The sequence below is a fragment of the Gibbsiella quercinecans genome (assembly GCF_002291425.1).
In the GTDB taxonomy this organism is placed as follows: domain Bacteria; phylum Pseudomonadota; class Gammaproteobacteria; order Enterobacterales; family Enterobacteriaceae; genus Gibbsiella; species Gibbsiella quercinecans.
In genome coordinates this window covers 3,088,124-3,105,636 of sequence record NZ_CP014136.1, presented here as the reverse complement: position 1 = coordinate 3,105,636, position 17,513 = coordinate 3,088,124, and the positions used below count along the sequence as shown (strand labels likewise).

Sequence of the window (17,513 nt, the reverse complement as noted above, 5' to 3'; positions counted from 1 at the left end):
TTCCCCCTCACCCCAACCCTCTCCCCAAGGGAGAGGGAGCAGATACGGTGCTGTAGCTAACTCCGCCTCTCCACAGGGAGAGGGAGCTGGTACGGTGCTGTAGCTAACTCCGCCTCTCCACAGCGAGAGGGAGCAGGTATGGTGCTGCGGCTAACTTCGCCTCTCCACAGCGAGAGGGAGCTGGTACGGTGCTGTGGCTAACGCCCCCTAGGCCAAGGGTTAGCGGCAACAGCGCTTTTGCCAGCAACGCATGTGCGGGTTATATTAATCCGCACATCGTTCAGCAGGCAGGGAAAGGGTATGTACGCAGAGGAACGCCAGGAAAAACTTCTCGCTATCCTGAAAGAAAAACGCAAGCTGTCCGTCAGCGAGATGAGCGAGCGTTTTAATGTATCTGGCGCCACCATCCGTACCGATCTGCGTATTCTGGAAGACGCCGGTATGCTCACCCGCACCCACGGCGGTGCTATCTTGCGCACCCGCGCCAGCTTCGAAATCAGCTCGGATCAGCGTGAAGAGGTTAATCTCTCCTCCAAAGAGCAAATCGGCCAATTGGCCGCCAGCCTGGTGGAGGATGGCGATATCATCGTGCTTGATACCGGCACCACAACGTTGCAAATCGCCCGTCACATCCGCCAGCGCCGTAATATTACGGTGATCACCAATGATTTTATTATCGCCAAGAGCCTGGAAGATGTGGAATCCGTTCAAATTGTGCTGCTCGGCGGCATCGTCAAAAAAGGCTACCACTGTGCGGTGGCGATTAGCGGCCGGTCGCTGCTGGATTCGCTGAACATCGATAAAGCCTTTATGGGCGTTAACGCCCTGTCGTTGAAGCAGGGCGCCTGCGTGGCCGATATCATGCTGGCGGAAACCAAGCGCAGCATGGTGGAACATGCCAACCAGGTGATCGTGGTTTGCGATCACAGCAAGCTGGGCAATACCTCGCTGGCGCAGTTTGCCACTGCGGCGCAAATCGACACCGTAGTGCTCGATCGGTTGCCGGAAAACGCCGAAGAATATCAGGAAGCCGGTATTGCGCTGCTGAGCATTGAGCAGGCATAAGCGCGCCACCCGCGATCAAAAAAGGCGCGCCCTTGCGGCCGCGCCTTTTCTTTTCTCACAACACGCTACGCTAGCGCCGTTTCAGCAACAAATACACGCTGATCAGCAGGAACAGCATGCTCGGCAGCAGCGCCCCCAGCACCGGCGGCATGCTGTACACCAGGCTTAGCGGGCCGAAGATCTGGTCCAGCACGTAAAACAGAAAGCCGAAGCTGATACCGGTGACCACACGGATGCCCATCGGCACGCTGCGCAACGGGCCGAAGATGAACGACAGCGCCATCAGCATCATCACCGCCACGGAAAACGGCGAGAAGATTTTGCTCCACATGTTCAGTTGGTAGCGGTTGGATTCCTGGCCGCTCACCTTCAGGTAGTTCACGTAGTTATACAGCCCGCTGATGGAGAGCGAATCCGGCTCCAGCGCCACCACGCCCAGTTTGTCCGGCGTCAGGTTGGTTTTCCATTCGCCGGTCAGCGTCTGGCTGCCGGTCACCAGCTTGTCGTTGGTCAGATCGGAGGTGTCCACCTGCGCCAGCTTCCACACCCCGTCTTCGAAGGTGGCGGTGGCGGCATAGCGCACCGTTTCCAGCCGGCGCTGATCGTTAAAGTGGTAAATGTTCACCCCGGCCAGTTCTTTCTCGCCCGCCACCCGCTCGATAAAAATAAAGTCGTTGCCGTCTTTCGCCCACAGGCCGTTTTTGGTGGAAAGCAGCGAGCCGCCGTACATCTGCTGCGCACGGTAGTTGCGCGCCATCTGCTCGCCCTGCGGCGCCACCCATTCACCAATCGCCATGGTCAGCAGCACCAGCGGAATAGCGGTTTTCATCACCGAGCCGGCGATCTGCAGCCGGGTGAAGCCGGAAGCCTGCATCACCACCAGTTCGCTGCGCGTCGCCAGTTGCCCCAGGCCGAGCAGCGCCCCCAGCAAGGCGGCCATCGGGAAGAACACTTCAATGTCTTTCGGCACGCTGAGCAGGGTATACATGCCTGCGTCCAGCGCCGAATAGTCGCCCTGCCCCACTTTGCGCAGTTGATCGACAAACTTGATGATGCCGGACAACGAAACCAGCATGAACAGCGTCATGATGATCGTGTTGAAAATCGTCCGGCCGATATAGCGGTCCAATACACCAAACATCAGGCGGCTCCTCTCAGGCGCGCGCGCACTCGGCGCATCGGCACGGTATCCCACAGGTTCAGCCCCAGGGCGATCAACAGGTAAACACCGTTCACCGCCCATAGCCACAGCAGCGGATCCAGTTTGCCTTTGCCAGCGTTAGACTGCAGCGAGGTTTGCAACAGGAAGAACACCAGATACAACAGCACCGCCGGCAACATGCTAAGCACGCGCCCCTGGCGTGGGTTCACCACGCTGAGCGGCACCACCATCAGCGCCATCAGCGCCACGGAAACCACCAGCGTCAGGCGCCAGTGGAACTCGGCGCGGGCTTCAGGCTCATCGGATTGCCACAGCGCGCGCATCGACATCTGCTCGGTCTGGGTTTCATTCTGCGTCACGGCACGGTGGCCAATCACCGCCTTGTAGTCGGTGAAGTCGGTAATGCGGAAATCGCGCAGCAGCGCGGTGCCTTCAAAGCGCGAGCCTTTGTCCAGCGTCACCACCTGCGAACCGTCTTTCAGTTGGTTGATCTCGCCATGCTGCGCCACCACCACCGAAGGGCGCTGGTTGCCGCTGGGCCGCAGCTGCGCCATAAATACGTTATCAAAGGTATTGCCCTTCACGTTGCCGATAAACAGCACCGCGTTGCCGTCCTGCAGCGGCTTGAACTGGCCTTCCGCCAGCCCGGCGATATTCGGGTTGGCCTTGGCTTCCGCCAGCACCTCCACCTGGTAGCCGGTGGCCCACGGCCCCACCCAAAACACATTCAACGCCGCCAGCAGCGAGGTCAACAGCGCCAGCACCATCGCGGCGACCACCAGGGTGCGTTTCCCCAGGCCGCAGGCGTGCATAACGGTAATTTCACTCTCGGTGTAAAGCCGCCCAAGCGTCATCAACAAACCGAGGAACAGGCTTAAAGGGAGAATTAGCTGCGCCATCTTCGGGATGGTCAACGCAAGCAGGGAAATGACTAAATTTGTCGGAATACTGCCGTCCACCGCATCGCCTAACACCTTGACCAGGTTCTGACAAATGAAGATCAGAAGCAGGACAAACAGAATCGCGATTTGGCTCTTGAGCGTTTCCCGTACCAGATATCTAATGATAATCACGCTTATTACGCCTGTGAAAACTTGTCTTTTTGCAGGAAAATCGATAGTTTCTTCGCTAATCCGCCATTTATTCTCATCATATGGCAACCTTCACAGCTAAAATAGTATTACAACATCAAGCTGTTTGTGTGTCCTATAGGAACGCGCCTATAGTCGCCAAAACAGAGAAATTTTCGCCGTTCAGGTTAACACACACAGTTAACTCAATGGCGGGAGATCGTTACGGAGTTGGTCATTCTAGCCGTAGCGCCCGCCTTTGTCTTTAAGATTCAGGAGAGTGCATGGAGTTCAGTGTAAAAAGCGGTAGCCCGGAAAAACAGCGCAGCGCCTGTATTGTCGTCGGTGTTTTTGAACCGCGCCGCCTGTCACCTATCGCAGAACAACTCGACAAAATCAGTGATGGTTATATCAGCGCCCTGTTGCGCCGTGGCGAACTGGAAGGCAAAGTCGGGCAGACATTACTGCTGCACCATGTGCCTAACATTCTCTCTGAACGTATCCTGCTGATCGGCTGCGGCAAAGAGCGCGAACTTGATGAGCGCCAGTACAAACAGGTGATCCAGAAAACCATCAACACCCTCAACGACACCGGCTCGATGGAAGCGGTCTGCTTCCTGACCGAGCTGCACGTCAAAGGCCGCAACACCTACTGGAAGGTGCGCCAAGCGGTGGAAACCGCCAAAGAAACGCTTTACACCTTCGATCAGTTGAAAAGCAACAAGATCGAACCGCGCCGCCCGCTGCGCAAAATGGTATTCAACGTGCCGACCCGCCGCGAACTGACCAGCGGCGAGCGCGCCATCCAGCATGGCCTGGCGATCGCCGCCGGCATCAAGGCCGCCAAAGATCTCGGCAACATGCCGCCGAACATCTGCAACGCCGGCTATCTGGCTTCGCAGGCGCGCCAACTGGCGGATGCCTTCAGCAGCCATATCGCCACCCGCGTCATCGGCGAGCAGCAGATGAAAGAGCTGGGCATGAACGCCTATCTGGCGGTCGGCGCCGGTTCGCAAAACGAATCGCTGATGTCCGTGGTGGAATATAAGGGCAACCCGAACCCGGACGCTAAGCCAATCGTGCTGGTGGGCAAAGGGCTGACCTTCGATTCCGGCGGTATCTCGATCAAACCGGCCGAAGCCATGGACGAAATGAAGTACGACATGTGCGGCGCGGCCACGGTGTACGGCGTGATGCGCGTGGTGGCGGAGCTGAACCTGCCGCTGAACGTGATCGGCGTGCTGGCCGGCTGCGAAAACATGGTCGGCGGGCGTGCCTATCGCCCCGGCGACGTGCTGACCACCATGTCCGGCCAAACGGTCGAAGTGCTGAATACCGACGCCGAAGGCCGCCTGGTGCTGTGCGACACCCTGACCTACGTCGAGCGCTTTGAGCCGGAACTGGTGATCGACATCGCCACGCTGACCGGTGCCTGCGTGATCGCGCTGGGCCACCACCTGACCGGGCTGATGTCCAACCATAACCCGTTGGCGCACGAGCTGATCGGCGCTTCCGAGCAGGCCGGCGACCGCGCATGGCGTTTGCCGTTGGCGGACGAGTTCTACGAACAGTTGGACTCCAACTTTGCCGATATGGCCAACATCGGCGGCCGCCCGGGCGGCGCCATCACCGCAGGCTGCTTCCTGTCGCGCTTTACCCGCAAATACAGCTGGGCGCACTTGGACATCGCTGGCACCGCCTGGCGCTCCGGCAAGGCCAAAGGCGCCACCGGCCGCCCGGTGGCGATGCTGGCGCAGTTCCTGCTGAACCGTGCTGGGCTTAACGGCGACGAGTGATGCCGATACACCGTGGGTTTCAGGCCGCCGCGTTGTTGGCTGCAACTTGAAATCCATTGGGTATATAATCGCCGTCATGCAGATCCCGAAGGGCGCACAAGTTGCGCCCCTACTTTTTTCTAACGGCAAATGAGCTAATGAGCAAACAGGCAACGTTCTATCTCTTCGAACACGACCAGCCCGCAGGCGCGCTCAGCGCCCATGAAGCCGTGGCCTGCGCCGTTGCCGCAGAAAGATGGCGCGCCGGCAAACGGGTGTTGATCGCCTGTGAAAGCCAGGAACAGGCCCAGCGCCTGGACGAAGCGCTGTGGCAACGCGAGCCGCATGAATTCGTGCCGCACAACCTGGCCGGCGAAGGGCCGTATGCCGGCGCGCCGGTCGAGCTGTGCTGGCCGGGCAAACGCGGCAACGCCCCGCGCGATTTGCTGATTAACCTGCAGCCGCAGTTTGCAGATTTTGCTACCGCTTTCCATGAAGTGGTAGACTTCGTCCCTTACGAGGACACCTTAAAACAGTTGGCGCGCGAACGTTACAAAGCCTATCGCAGCGTCGGCTTCCACTTGACCACGGCAACGCCGCCAACTCACTGAATTACGAAATAAAATGGAAAAGACAAACAGTCAACTCGACACCGCATACGATCCAACCCAGATCGAACAGAAGCTGTACGATCACTGGGAAAGCCAGGGTTACTTCAAGCCGAACGGCGATACCAGCCAGGAAAGCTTCTGCATCATGATCCCGCCGCCGAACGTGACCGGCAGCCTGCACATGGGCCACGCTTTCCAGCAAACCATCATGGATACCATGATCCGCTACCAGCGCATGCAGGGTAAAAACACCCTGTGGCAGGCGGGCACCGACCACGCCGGCATCGCCACCCAAATGGTGGTTGAACGCAAAATCGCCGCGGAAGAGAACAAAACCCGCCATGACTACGGCCGCGATGCGTTCATCGACAAAATCTGGCAGTGGAAGGCGGAATCCGGCGGCACCATCACCCGCCAGATGCGCCGCCTCGGCAACTCCGTGGACTGGGAGCGTGAACGCTTCACCATGGACGAAGGCTTGTCCAACGCAGTGAAAGAAGTGTTTGTCCGCCTGTATAACGAAGATCTGATTTATCGCGGCAAGCGCCTGGTGAACTGGGATCCCAAACTGCGCACTGCCATTTCCGATCTGGAAGTGGAAAACCGCGAGTCCAAAGGGTCGATGTGGCACCTGCGTTACCCGCTGGCCGACGGCGCGAAAACCGCCGAAGGCAAGGATTACCTGATCGTCGCCACCACCCGCCCGGAAACCGTGCTGGGCGATACCGGCGTGGCGGTTAACCCGGAAGATCCGCGCTATAAGGATCTGATTGGCAAAGAGATCATCCTGCCGCTGGTCAACCGCCGCATTCGCATCGTCGGCGATGAACACGCCGATATGGAAAAAGGCACCGGCTGCGTGAAAATCACCCCGGCGCACGACTTCAACGACTACGAAGTGGGCAAGCGCCACGGCCTGCCGATGATCAACATTCTGACTTTCGACGGCGACATCCGCCAGGAAGCCGAAGTGTTCGATACCCTGGGCGAAGCCAGCCAGGTTTACAGCAGCGAGATCCCGGCCCAGTTCCGCGGCCTGGAGCGCTTTGCCGCCCGTAAGGCCATCGTGGCCGCCTTCGACGAGCTTGGCCTGCTGGCCGAGATAAAGCCACACGATCTGACGGTGCCGTACGGCGATCGCGGCGGTGTGGTTATCGAACCAATGCTGACCGACCAATGGTACGTGCGCACCGCGCCGCTGGCCAAAGTGGCGGTGGAAGCCGTGGAACAGGGCGAAATCCAGTTCGTGCCGAAGCAGTATGAAAACATGTACTTCAGTTGGATGCGGGATATCCAGGACTGGTGTATCTCCCGCCAACTGTGGTGGGGCCACCGTATCCCGGCCTGGTACGACGCCAACGGCAAAGTGTACGTCGGCCGCAACGAAGAAGAAGTGCGCCGCGAGAACAACCTGGGTGCCGACGTTCAGTTGAACCAGGATGAAGACGTGCTGGACACCTGGTTCTCTTCCGGCCTGTGGACCTTCTCCACCCTCGGCTGGCCGGAGCAGACCGAAGCGCTGAAAACCTTCCACCCGACCAACGTGATGGTGAGCGGGTTCGACATCATCTTCTTCTGGATTGCCCGCATGATCATGCTGACCATGCACTTCATCAAAGATGAAAACGGCAAGCCGCAGGTGCCGTTTAAAACCGTGTACATGACCGGCCTGATCCGCGACGACGAAGGGCAGAAAATGTCCAAGTCCAAGGGCAACGTGATCGATCCGCTCGACATGGTGGACGGTATTTCGCTGACGGACCTGCTGGAAAAACGCACCGGCAACATGATGCAGCCGCAGTTGGCGGAAAAAATCCGTAAGCGCACCGAGAAGCAGTTCCCGAATGGCATCGAGCCGCACGGCACCGACGCCTTGCGCTTCACTCTGGCGGCGCTGGCCTCCACCGGCCGCGACATCAACTGGGACATGAAGCGCCTGGAAGGCTACCGCAACTTCTGTAACAAGCTGTGGAACGCCAGCCGCTTTGTGTTGATGAACACCGAAGAGCACGATTGCGGCTTTAACGGCGGCGAAATGCAGCTTTCGCTGGCAGATCGCTGGGTGCTGGCAGAGTTCAACCGCACGGTGAAAGCCTACCGCGAAGCGCTGGACAGCTACCGTTTCGATATCGCCGCCGGCATCCTGTATGAGTTCACCTGGAACCAGTTCTGCGACTGGTATCTGGAACTGACCAAGCCGGTGCTGGGCAACGGCAGCGAAGCGGAACAGCGCGCCACCCGCCACACGCTGATCACCGTGCTGGAAGCGTTGCTGCGCCTGGCGCACCCGATCATTCCGTTCATCACCGAGACCATCTGGCAGCGTGTGAAGCAGTTGAAAGGCATCACCGCCGACACCATCATGCTGCAGCCGTTCCCGGCCTATGACGCCGCCCAAGAAGACCAGCAGGCGCTGGACGATCTGGAGTGGATCAAGCAGGCGATCACCGCGGTGCGCAACATCCGCGCCGAGATGAACATCGCGCCGAGCAAGCAACTGGACGTGCTGCTGCGCAACGCCAACGCCGATGCACAACGCCGCGTGCAGGAAAACCAGAGCTTTATCGAGAAGCTGGCGCGCCTGCAGTCCATCACCCTGCTGCCTGCTGGCGAGAAAGGCCCGGTTTCCGTCACCAAACTGGTGGACGGCGCCGAACTGCTGATCCCAATGGCGGGCTTTATCGATAAGGATGCGGAAATCGCGCGCCTGACGAAAGAAATGGCCAAGCTGGACGGCGAAATCGCCGCGATCGAAGGCAAGTTGGCGAACGAAAGCTTCGTCGCCCGAGCGCCGGAAGCGGTGGTGAATAAAGAGCGCGATCGTCTGGCGGCCTGCAAGGAAGGCAAAGTGAAACTGCAGGAACAACAGGCGACCATCGCCGCCCTGTAAGCCGCACCGTTGCCCTTCATCCGTTTAGGGTGCGGGGCAACGGTTAGCATCAGCAGAGAGCCTGGCCCACGGCGGCGGCTTGCCGCCATTGCATCCGGCCGGGTTTCAATGTTATTACAAAGCATTGCTATAGTAGAACACGCTTGGGCGCGGCCCCGGCGTGTTTTGCCCTGCCATCGCGACAGGTTTTCACGATTATTGGCAAGTGAGTATAAAGATATGACCACAGCAATCTCTACGCGCCTGCGGGTGCGCCCGATTACGGCAGCAGACAATGCCGCTATTGCTCAAGTCATTCGCGACGTTTCCGCCGAGCACGGCCTGACGGCGGATAAAGGCTATACCGTTTCCGATCCCGATCTGGACACGCTCTATCAGCTCTACAGTCGGCCGCGCAGCGCCTACTGGGTGGTTGAGATCGACGGGCGGGTTGCCGGCGGCGGCGGCGTGGCGCCGTTACAGGGCGGCGAGCCTGACGTGTGCGAATTGCAAAAGATGTACTTTCTGCCGGTGCTGCGCGGCAAAGGCCTGGCAAAACGCCTGGCGCTGCAGGCGCTGGACTTTGCCCGTGAACAGGGGTTCCGCCGCTGTTACCTGGAAACCACCGCCAGCCTGACGCAGGCCATCGCCCTGTATCAGCACCTGGGCTTTGCGCATATCGATCACGCCATGGGCACCACCGGGCACAGCGACTGCGAAGTCACGATGCTGAAAACGCTGTAGCCTTCAAAGAGCACGCTCCCCGCGCTGAAGCCCCAGTGCCTCTCGGGAGCGTGATTTCTGCCGGTTAGGCTAAACAGCCTAACCCGGCACTCCTGGCGATGGCTCACAACGGCTGATGTTCAACCTGCGGTATCCATGTTGGCCACGAACGGCCTTTTGATCATGCGTTCAATATGGGCCAGCACAACGCTGGTCAGATATGAAACCGCGATCAATAGCATGAGTATTAATGGCGTATACATCGGGTAGAAAATCGCTTTCTGCGCAAAGTGGTAACAATAAAAACTGTGGGTAAGCCACATATACATTGAGTGCCGGCCAAGCGCATCGACAACGCCATACAACGTTGCATTTATTTTTTCAGAGGACTTCATCAACGCACTAATAAATAACGGCGTTGCGAGGATCAAGCCCAGGTTCTTCAATAAGATGAAAGCAATCGCCGTCAGGAGAAACAGCCAAATAGCCGGCGTGGTTTCGATCTTATTCAGAACCTTTGCGATTAACGCGTTCTTAGGAAAGTCATTCGCGCGGCCAAAGACCATGCCAAGGCCAAATGGCAGTAGCCAGACAAAGTAATCGCTGATAAACAACGGCGCCAAATCATGACTGGTTAAGACCTTGCCAATACCCGCAGCCAATAACATAACCAACAATAATGTATAGTTATTCAGTTTAATCAATAACGGCAGAGAAAGCAGATACAATACGTAAAGCCTAAAGAACCACCACTCACCATTGTAGGTGGATTTTATCCCGATCAGGTTTTCAATAAATGTGGTGATTGACGTTGAGAAAGTCGGGCCAGGATAAAATATTATCCCGATTGGCACAAAAATAAAAATAACCAGCCAATAGCTAATATAGAGACTTTTCAACTTACCGAAAATATATTTAGCGGAGACTTCTCTCCGTAAAGAAAAACCATAGCCAGAAAGGAATAAAAACATCGCAACGCAGATGCGCCCAAACAAGCCAAGATAGGTTTCAATATACATATCGGTACCTGGCAGTATTCCTATGTAATTTATTGATACCTCGGGGCTGATTCGTTCAGGAAAAGAAAAAAGATGGTGGGCCAGCATTAATATAATCGCAATGCCCTTTAAATAGTTGGATTTCCCTTTTGAGATATTCATTGATAGTACCGTAACAATATGTCCCTGTAGGGGTATCGTACCATAGACAATGTCTCATTCCACCGATTTCACCCCTGATAAATATACCCACTCGCGGCGATATTAAGAATAATCCCATTAAAAATAAACATTATACTATTAAACAATAAATTAGCCGGGCGTTTAAAACCGTTAATTAATTATCATCCCTATTTCCGGGTAGCTTTAGCCAAAATAATTCGCGTTGTAGGCAGCACCACTGCCTATTCTGGCACAGCGGCCAGAATAGGTACGGACAACACGCAAACAGCATGACAGGGTATGTAAGCCGGCGTTAACCCAGCGCCCGGCCATCAGCCCCCGCCGGCACGCCGCTGTGAAAACGGAACTCGCTGTCCGGCGCCAGAATAAGCTGTGCCTCCAGCCGCCCGAAATGCGCAACGCGCTCGCTGATATCCTCACCGGCAATCTGCTGCGCCAGCGCCAGATAATCCTGATAGTGGCGCGCTTCAGAACGCAGCAGCGAAACATAAAAGCGGTTCAACTCATCGTCCAGGTGCGGCGCCAGCCGGGCAAAGCGCTCGCAGGAACGCGCTTCGATATAGGCGCCGCAGATGAGTTTATCGATCAGCGTCGCCGGATCGTGGGTGCGCACTTCGCGGATCATTCCCTTGGCATAACGGCTGGCGGTGATTTTACGATACGGGATCTGCCGCGCCTGCATAATGCCCAACACCTGGGAAAAATGATGCAGCTCTTCTTTAATCAGCAGCACCATCTTATCCACCAGATCCTGCCCGTAGGCCGAGCCGTTTTTCGGCAGGATCTTCTTGGTGAAATTGCTCTGGCGGAACAGGGTTTCCGGCTCGCCCTGCTCTTCGTGTACAAAGGCCTCGTAAGGCTTCAGCAATGCCAGCAGCGCGTCCCCGCCCTGTTTGTCCGCCACATAGCGGCGGATCAGCCACATGCCGGTCTGCGCCGCTTTCAGCTCGCACACCATATGGTCGGTCAGCAGCAGGCGCAGGTTTTCCGGGCGGCGCGCGGCGGCAATCCAGGCGTCTGGGGTTTCACAATGCAGGAAGTTCAGAATGGGTGTTAAAAGTGATTGGTATGTCATCGGGGTTAGCAAAGGCCGGCGCTGGCCGGCCCACAGGATAATGTTTTACCCTTCAGGCACCGGGCGCACGGCCTGATGCCTGAAAGCCTCGGCGGTAATCAGTGGCGTTTGCCGTCGTCGTCTTCGTCGATGAAATCGCCGTCTTCGTCATCCTCGCCGTCTTCACCGTTCGGATCTTCGAAGTAAGTGCCCCAACCGTCGTAGTTGACGCCGATTTTCTCGGCCAACTGCACCAGCTGTTCCACCTGTTGATCGATAGCATCAGCATTCAGGCCAAGTTCACTGATCACGTCGCAGCACATCAGCAAGACGCCATCTTCCCCTTCCAGCTCTTCGGCATCGGTCACTTCGTAGCCCAGCTTAAACGCCTCAACCGCAGCCTGTTCCAGCACCTCGAACTTTTCAGCGGAAAGGTGATGCTCGATGGTATAGAGCGCATCAGGATCGCTGCCGTCATCCAGCAGTTCTTCGATGATCAGGCGGGTTTCTTCACGTTGTTCTTCCAGCAATGCGCGGTTTGCCATGCCTATATCCTCAAGTCAAATGGCCGTTATTGGCGCTATTTTCCCACACCGCCGCCGCCGCTGCACGATAAACGTGAAAGATTTCCATCCCGGGGTTGAAATTGAATATTCATACATATAAAGTGAATTTTAATTCAACTCGAACTGCAGGGATACCCGGATATGAGCACGATGAACCCATTTTATAAACGTCATTTCTTAAGGTTAATGGATTTCACTCCCGCCGAGATCCTGGCGCTGCTTAAGCTGGCAGCCGATCTGAAACAGGCGAAAAAACAGGGCCAGGAAACCCGCCACCTGCAGGGTAAAAATATCGCGCTCATCTTCGAAAAAGACTCAACCCGCACCCGATGCTCTTTCGAAGTTGCCGCATACGATCAAGGCGCCCAGGTGACCTACCTCGGCCCAAGCGGCAGCCAGATCGGCCATAAGGAATCCATGAAAGACACCGCGCGCGTGCTTGGCCGCATGTACGACGGTATTCAATACCGCGGCTACGGCCAGGAACTGGTGGAAACCCTGGCGCACTATGCCGGCGTGCCGGTGTGGAACGGCCTGACCAACGAGTTCCACCCGACCCAACTGCTGGCGGATCTGCTCACCGTGCAGGAACACCTGCCGGGCAAAACCCTGGCGGACGTCAAGTTCGCCTATATCGGCGACGCCCGCAATAACATGGGCAACACCCTGATGGAAGCCGCGGCGCTGGTGGGGATGGACCTGCGCCTGGTGGCGCCGAAAGCCTGCTGGCCGGAAGCCGAACTGGTTGCCGAGTGCCAGGCGCTGGCGCAGCAGACCGGCGGCAAAATCACCCTGACGGATGAGATTGCCATCGGCGTGAAAGGCGTGGACTTCCTGTATACCGATGTGTGGGTATCCATGGGCGAACCGAAAGAAGCCTGGCAGGAGCGCATCCAGCAGTTGCGGCCTTATCAGGTGAACATGGCCATGGTGCAGCAGACCGGCAACCCGGCGGTGAAATTCCTGCACTGCCTGCCGGCGTTCCACGACGATAAAACCACCATTGGCAAACAGATGGCGGAACAGTACGGCCTGCACGGCGGCATGGAAGTCACCGACGAGGTGTTTGAATCCGAACACAGCGTGGTGTTCGATCAGGCGGAAAACCGCCTGCACACCATCAAAGCGGTGATGGTCGCGACGCTAAGCCAAACGCTGTAACCCCCTTTGGCGGGGTGCGGGCCAGGCCCGTACCCCGTTCACCACTGCCCTGCCCACTCCCCAGCCCAGGCGTTATCGCTTTTTGGCATATTAAATACCCGTTTGGCCTTTGCCAGACACGGAGCAAAATCCTACCGTGGGATGCGGCCGCCAGGCCGCCGGGTAACCCAATGATAAAAAAAACGTCTTACTGCGCACTCTGCACAGCATTCAGGGGATATTCATCTATGAAAGCCAAAACGCTGCTTCTGTTGATCCTGGCCGGCCTTTCCGCCCATGCGCTGGCCGCCACGCCGCCCACCACGTTAGTGGTGGCGCAATCGCTTGATGATATCGTCAGCCTCGATCCGGCCGAAGCCAACGAACTGTCCAGCATCCAAACCATTCCCAGCCTTTACCAACGGCTGGTCCAGGCCGATCGCGACGCCCCGGCTAAAATCACACCGGTGCTGGCGGAAAGCTGGCAGGCGGACGCGGCGGCGAAAACATTAACCGTCAAGCTACGCCCGCAGGCGGTTTTCACCTCCGGCAACCCATTGACCGCCGACGACGTGATCTTCTCCTATAGCCGCGCGGTGAAGATGAATAAATCCCCGGCGTTTATCCTCAACGTGCTGGGTTGGCAGCCAGATAACATTGACGCGCAGTTAACGAAAATCGACCAACACACGGTGCAACTGCGCTGGATCGCCGATGTCAGCCCGGCGGTGGCGCTGAATATCCTTTCCACGCCGATTGCCTCCATCGTCGACAGCAAAACCGTGCAGCACAACGTGAAAAGCGGCGACTACGGCAATGCCTGGCTGAAAATGCACTCGGCCGGCAGCGGCCCGTTCACTATGCGCGTTTACCAGCCGCACCAGGCGATTGTGCTGGATGCCAACCCGACCACCACAGGCAGCAAGCCGCTGCTGCACAGCATCATCATTAAAAACGTGCCGGATCCCGCCACCCGCCGCCTGCTCATCCAGCAGGGCGACGCCGACATCGCCCGCGAACTGGGGCCGGATCAAACCATCGCGCTGAAGAGCCAGCCGGGGATCAAGGTGCTGGAGATCCCCTCTGCCGAACTTAACTATCTGGCGTTCAACACCGGCAACACCGCTAATCCGCTGCTGAAAAACCCGGCGTTCTGGGAAGCGGCGCGCTACCTGGTGGATTACCAAGGCATCACCCGGGATCTGCTGAAGGGCCAGTATTTCGTTCACCAAAGCTTCTTGCCGATCGGTATGCCCGGCGCGCTGGAAGATAATCCATTCAGTTTCGATCCGGCCAAAGCCAAGGCCATCCTGGCTAAAGCCGGCATCACCCACGCCGCCTTCACGCTGGACGTAGAAAACAAACCGCCGTTCATCACCATTGCCGAAGCCTTGCAGGCCAGCTTCGCCGCGGGTGGTGTGAAGGTCGAACTGCTGCCGGCCGCCGGCAGCCAGGTGTATGCGCGGGTGCGCGCCCGGCAGCACCAGGCCGCCATCCGCCTGTGGATACCGGACTATTTCGACGCCCATTCCAACGCCAGCGCCTTTGCCTATAACGACGGCAAGGCCAGCACGGTCGCCGGTTTGAACGGCTGGCAGATCCCGCAGTTGAACAAGCAAACGCTGGCCGCGGTGGCCGAGGCCGATCCGGCTAAGCGCACCGCGTTGTATACTGAACTACAGCAGGCGCTGCAACGCAGCTCACCTTATGTGTTTATCGATCAGGCCAAAACCGAAGTGGCGCTGCGCGATAACGTTAAAGGCTACCAGCAGGGCCTGAATGCCGATATGGTCTACTACGATCGCGTCAGTAAATAACCCAGCCGCGCGCCGGGTGCTGTTGTATTCGTTAAGGTGAGTAAAATCGGAGCCAATCGTTTGCTCGTGGGCAAAAATGCGCGCTTTAGCGCTTGCAGTCGCGAAAAGCATGCGTATAATGCGCGACAATTTGCCAGGAGAAAGTATGACTATCAGCGTGTGTTTTGTTCGCCATAACCGACAAAACCGGCTGCCGTTCGGCGGCCTGCTGCCGTTATTTCTCCTGTGGCTAAACCGATCGCTTCAAGCCCCTCGTTGAGGGGCTTTTTTTTGCCTGAAAAAGACAGTTTGTTCAACACGCCCAGCGCCACGGGCACGAGTCGAGGAGAGTGAAAATGGCCAACCCGCTGTATCATAAGAATATCATCTCTATTAACGATCTCAGCCGCGAGGAGCTGGAGCTGGCGCTGCGCACCGCCGCCCGCCTGAAAGCCACCCCACAGCCGGAGCTGCTGCGCCACAAAGTGATCGCCAGCTGTTTCTTCGAAGCCTCGACCCGCACCCGTCTGTCGTTCGAAACCGCCATCCAGCGCCTGGGCGCGTCGGTGGTCGGCTTTTCCGACAGCAGCAACACCTCGCTGGGCAAAAAAGGCGAAACGCTCGCCGACACCATCTCGGTCATCAGCACCTACGTCGACGCCATCGTGATGCGCCATCCGCAGGAAGGGGCCGCGCGCCTGGCGTCTGAATTCGCCGGCGGTATCCCGGTGCTTAACGCCGGCGACGGCGCCAACCAGCACCCAACGCAAACGCTGCTGGATCTGTTCACCATCCAGGAAACCCAGGGCCGCCTGAACAACATCAACATCGCGATGGTGGGCGATCTGAAATACGGCCGCACGGTGCACTCGCTGGCCCAGGCGCTGGCCAAATTCCAGGGCAACCGCTTCTACTTTATCGCGCCGGAAGCGCTGGCGATGCCGGGCTACATCCTGCAAATGCTGGAAGAGAAAGGCATTGCCTACAGCCTGCACGAAAGCATTGAAGAGGTGGTGCCGGAGCTGGATATCCTGTACATGACGCGCGTGCAGAAAGAGCGGCTCGATCCTTCCGAATACGCCAACGTGAAGGCGCAGTTCATTCTGCGCGCCGCCGATCTGCACGGTGCGCGCGCCAACCTGAAAGTGCTGCACCCGCTGCCACGCATTGATGAAATCACCAGTGACGTGGACAAAACGCCCTATGCCTACTATTTCCAGCAGGCGGGCAACGGTATCTTTGCCCGCCAGGCGTTGCTGGCGCTGGTGTTAAACGAAGAATTGGCTTTTTAAGGGGAGAAACGTAATGACTCACGATAACAAACTCCAGGTTGAAGCGATCAAATGCGGTACGGTGATTGACCACATCCCGGCGCAGATCGGTTTTAAACTGCTCACCCTGTTCAAGCTGACCGCGACCGACCAGCGCATCACCATCGGCCTGAACCTGCCTTCCAAGGCGCTGGGGCACAAGGATCTTATCAAGATCGAGAACACCTTCCTGACCGAGCAGCAGGCCAACCAGTTGGCGATGTACGCGCCGAAGGCCACGGTCAACCGCATCGACAATTACGAAGTGGTGCGCAAACTGACGCTAAGTCTGCCGGACCACATCGACGGCGTGCTGACCTGCCCCAACAGCAACTGCATCAGCCGCAGCGAGCCGGTGTCGTCCAGCTTCAGCGTGAAGTCACGGGAAGGCGACGTGCACCTCAAATGCCGCTACTGCGAAAAAGAGTTTGAACATCAGGTGGTTCTGCAAGCGGACTGACCAGGCGGCCGGCGGAGGACGCGTCCGCTGCCGGCGGTTGCCCCGGCCAACGTACATGCAACTTGAGCGATGACGTGTATATAATGCGTTTTCTACATTAAAGACGCCGTTAATCAGGAGAGAAAATGTCTCGTAATATCAGCACCGAATTAGCCCCCGCTGCGATTGGCCCTTACGTACAGGGCGTGGATCTGGGCAGTATGATCATGACCTCCGGCCAGATCCCTGTCGATCCGAAAACCGGCGCCGTTGCCGAAGACGTTACCGCCCAGGCGCGCCAGTCGCTGGAGAACGTGAAGGCGATCGTCGAAGCCGCCGGCCTGAAAGTGGCCGATATCGTGAAAACGACCGTTTTCGTGAAAGATCTTAACGACTTCGCCACGGTTAACGCCGCTTATGAAGCCTTCTTTACCGAGCACCACGCGCCGTTCCCGGCTCGTTCCTGTGTGGAAGTGGCCCGTCTGCCAAAAGACGTAAAAATCGAAATCGAAGCGATCGCTGTTCGCCGCTAATCGGCGGTAATCCGCAGTGCCCCACGGCTGGCCACGCCGGCCGTGCAATCCCCCCGCCTACGGCCCATCGTTGTGCATCTGCCGGCAATGAGATCTTTTTTGCCCTCCAGGGTGCGCCATCAGCGACCATAGTTAACTCTATGCCCCGAAAAGCTGCCCCGTTTTAACGCGCAGCGCGCCGGCCACGCACCATAAACGTGCTTGATACGGCCTTTTTCA

16 protein-coding genes are annotated in these 17,513 nt (G+C 57.6%); 10 read left to right on the top strand and 6 right to left on the bottom strand.

Annotated elements, in window-relative coordinates; translation table 11 throughout:
* The first annotated feature begins 300 nt into the window (after positions 1-300).
* Positions 301-1,065, top strand: a complete 765-nt coding sequence (locus ACN28Q_RS14440) for a DeoR/GlpR family DNA-binding transcription regulator (protein ID WP_095846974.1) — start codon at positions 301-303, stop codon at positions 1,063-1,065.
* A gap of 70 nt (positions 1,066-1,135) precedes the next feature.
* On the opposite strand, the gene lptG is transcribed toward ACN28Q_RS14440, so the two are convergent.
* Positions 1,136-2,206 (bottom strand): LPS export ABC transporter permease LptG, encoded by a 1,071-nt coding sequence (gene lptG / locus ACN28Q_RS14435; RefSeq protein ID WP_095846973.1) that lies wholly within the window; start codon positions 2,204-2,206, stop codon positions 1,136-1,138.
* Positions 2,206-3,300 (bottom strand): LPS export ABC transporter permease LptF, encoded by a 1,095-nt coding sequence (lptF, locus tag ACN28Q_RS14430; protein ID WP_095846972.1) that lies wholly within the window; start codon positions 3,298-3,300, stop codon positions 2,206-2,208. Before lptF ends, lptG begins: the two co-directional genes overlap by 1 nt.
* A gap of 281 nt (positions 3,301-3,581) precedes the next feature.
* Between lptF and pepA the strand changes: the two genes are divergently transcribed.
* The 4 genes from pepA to ACN28Q_RS14410 all read left to right on the top strand — a co-directional run bounded on the left by pepA (position 3,582) and on the right by ACN28Q_RS14410 (position 9,296).
* Positions 3,582-5,093 (top strand): leucyl aminopeptidase, encoded by a 1,512-nt coding sequence (gene pepA, locus ACN28Q_RS14425; RefSeq protein WP_095846971.1) that lies wholly within the window; start codon positions 3,582-3,584, stop codon positions 5,091-5,093.
* A 137-nt stretch (positions 5,094-5,230) separates the two neighbouring features.
* Positions 5,231-5,683, top strand: coding sequence for a DNA polymerase III subunit chi (locus ACN28Q_RS14420; protein ID WP_095846970.1), 453 nt, complete (start codon positions 5,231-5,233; stop codon positions 5,681-5,683).
* Between the two features lie 13 nt (positions 5,684-5,696).
* The gene (locus tag ACN28Q_RS14415; protein ID WP_095846969.1) at positions 5,697-8,573 is read left to right on the top strand and encodes a valine--tRNA ligase; all 2,877 of its coding nucleotides are present in this window, start codon (positions 5,697-5,699) and stop codon (positions 8,571-8,573) included.
* Positions 8,574-8,822: 249 nt separating this feature from the next.
* Positions 8,823-9,296: a GNAT family N-acetyltransferase gene (locus tag ACN28Q_RS14410; protein WP_183096494.1), complete on the top strand. Its 474-nt coding sequence runs from the start codon at positions 8,823-8,825 to the stop codon at positions 9,294-9,296.
* Positions 9,297-9,415: 119 nt separating this feature from the next.
* Here ACN28Q_RS14410 and ACN28Q_RS14405 read toward each other — a convergent pair whose 3' ends face one another.
* The 3 genes from ACN28Q_RS14405 to rraB all read right to left on the bottom strand — a co-directional run bounded on the left by ACN28Q_RS14405 (position 9,416) and on the right by rraB (position 12,055).
* On the bottom strand, positions 9,416-10,435 hold the full coding sequence (locus ACN28Q_RS14405) for an acyltransferase family protein (RefSeq protein WP_095846967.1): 1,020 nt from the start codon (positions 10,433-10,435) through the stop codon (positions 9,416-9,418).
* Positions 10,436-10,748: 313 nt separating this feature from the next.
* Positions 10,749-11,531: a tRNA isopentenyl-2-thiomethyl-A-37 hydroxylase MiaE gene (gene miaE, locus ACN28Q_RS14400; protein WP_095846966.1), complete on the bottom strand. Its 783-nt coding sequence runs from the start codon at positions 11,529-11,531 to the stop codon at positions 10,749-10,751.
* Between the two features lie 98 nt (positions 11,532-11,629).
* Positions 11,630-12,055 carry a ribonuclease E inhibitor RraB gene (gene rraB / locus ACN28Q_RS14395; RefSeq protein ID WP_095846965.1) on the bottom strand — a complete coding sequence of 142 codons (426 nt, stop codon included), beginning with the start codon at positions 12,053-12,055 and terminating at the stop codon, positions 11,630-11,632.
* 162 nt (positions 12,056-12,217) lie between these two features.
* Here rraB and argF point away from each other — a divergent pair, with 162 nt between their 5' ends.
* Both argF and ACN28Q_RS14385 read left to right on the top strand, forming a co-directional pair.
* Positions 12,218-13,237 (top strand): ornithine carbamoyltransferase, encoded by a 1,020-nt coding sequence (gene argF, locus ACN28Q_RS14390; protein ID WP_095846964.1) that lies wholly within the window; start codon positions 12,218-12,220, stop codon positions 13,235-13,237.
* 227 nt (positions 13,238-13,464) lie between these two features.
* Positions 13,465-15,033 carry an ABC transporter substrate-binding protein gene (locus ACN28Q_RS14385; RefSeq protein ID WP_095846963.1) on the top strand — a complete coding sequence of 523 codons (1,569 nt, stop codon included), beginning with the start codon at positions 13,465-13,467 and terminating at the stop codon, positions 15,031-15,033.
* A gap of 152 nt (positions 15,034-15,185) precedes the next feature.
* On the opposite strand, the gene ACN28Q_RS14380 is transcribed toward ACN28Q_RS14385, so the two are convergent.
* On the bottom strand, positions 15,186-15,332 hold the full coding sequence (locus ACN28Q_RS14380) for a hypothetical protein (RefSeq protein WP_165907062.1): 147 nt from the start codon (positions 15,330-15,332) through the stop codon (positions 15,186-15,188).
* Between the two features lie 36 nt (positions 15,333-15,368).
* Here ACN28Q_RS14380 and pyrB point away from each other — a divergent pair, with 36 nt between their 5' ends.
* From pyrB to ridA, 3 genes are all read left to right on the top strand, one after another.
* Positions 15,369-16,304, top strand: coding sequence for an aspartate carbamoyltransferase (pyrB, locus tag ACN28Q_RS14375; RefSeq protein WP_095846962.1), 936 nt, complete (start codon positions 15,369-15,371; stop codon positions 16,302-16,304).
* Positions 16,305-16,317: 13 nt separating this feature from the next.
* The gene (pyrI, locus tag ACN28Q_RS14370) at positions 16,318-16,782 is read left to right on the top strand and encodes an aspartate carbamoyltransferase regulatory subunit (RefSeq protein WP_095846961.1); all 465 of its coding nucleotides are present in this window, start codon (positions 16,318-16,320) and stop codon (positions 16,780-16,782) included.
* Positions 16,783-16,907: 125 nt separating this feature from the next.
* A complete protein-coding gene (ridA, locus tag ACN28Q_RS14365; RefSeq protein WP_095846960.1) occupies positions 16,908-17,294 on the top strand; it encodes a 2-iminobutanoate/2-iminopropanoate deaminase in 387 nt (128 codons plus the stop codon).
* The last annotated feature ends 219 nt before the right edge of the window (positions 17,295-17,513 follow it).

Excerpts from the sequence above, each read along its gene's own strand:
- ACN28Q_RS14440 (WP_095846974.1), top strand. The coding sequence starts at position 301 with ATGTACGCAGAGGAACGCCAGGAAAAACTTCTCGCTATCCTGAAAGAA.
- lptG (WP_095846973.1), bottom strand. The coding sequence starts at position 2,206 with ATGTTTGGTGTATTGGACCGCTATATCGGCCGGACGATTTTCAACACG.
- pepA (WP_095846971.1), top strand. The coding sequence starts at position 3,582 with ATGGAGTTCAGTGTAAAAAGCGGTAGCCCGGAAAAACAGCGCAGCGCC.
- ACN28Q_RS14420 (WP_095846970.1), top strand. The coding sequence starts at position 5,231 with ATGAGCAAACAGGCAACGTTCTATCTCTTCGAACACGACCAGCCCGCA.
- ACN28Q_RS14415 (WP_095846969.1), top strand. The coding sequence starts at position 5,697 with ATGGAAAAGACAAACAGTCAACTCGACACCGCATACGATCCAACCCAG.
- ACN28Q_RS14405 (WP_095846967.1), bottom strand. The coding sequence starts at position 10,435 with ATGAATATCTCAAAAGGGAAATCCAACTATTTAAAGGGCATTGCGATT.
- miaE (WP_095846966.1), bottom strand. The coding sequence starts at position 11,531 with ATGACATACCAATCACTTTTAACACCCATTCTGAACTTCCTGCATTGT.
- rraB (WP_095846965.1), bottom strand. The coding sequence starts at position 12,055 with ATGGCAAACCGCGCATTGCTGGAAGAACAACGTGAAGAAACCCGCCTG.
- argF (WP_095846964.1), top strand. The coding sequence starts at position 12,218 with ATGAGCACGATGAACCCATTTTATAAACGTCATTTCTTAAGGTTAATG.
- ACN28Q_RS14385 (WP_095846963.1), top strand. The coding sequence starts at position 13,465 with ATGAAAGCCAAAACGCTGCTTCTGTTGATCCTGGCCGGCCTTTCCGCC.
- pyrB (WP_095846962.1), top strand. The coding sequence starts at position 15,369 with ATGGCCAACCCGCTGTATCATAAGAATATCATCTCTATTAACGATCTC.
- pyrI (WP_095846961.1), top strand. The coding sequence starts at position 16,318 with ATGACTCACGATAACAAACTCCAGGTTGAAGCGATCAAATGCGGTACG.
- ridA (WP_095846960.1), top strand. The coding sequence starts at position 16,908 with ATGTCTCGTAATATCAGCACCGAATTAGCCCCCGCTGCGATTGGCCCT.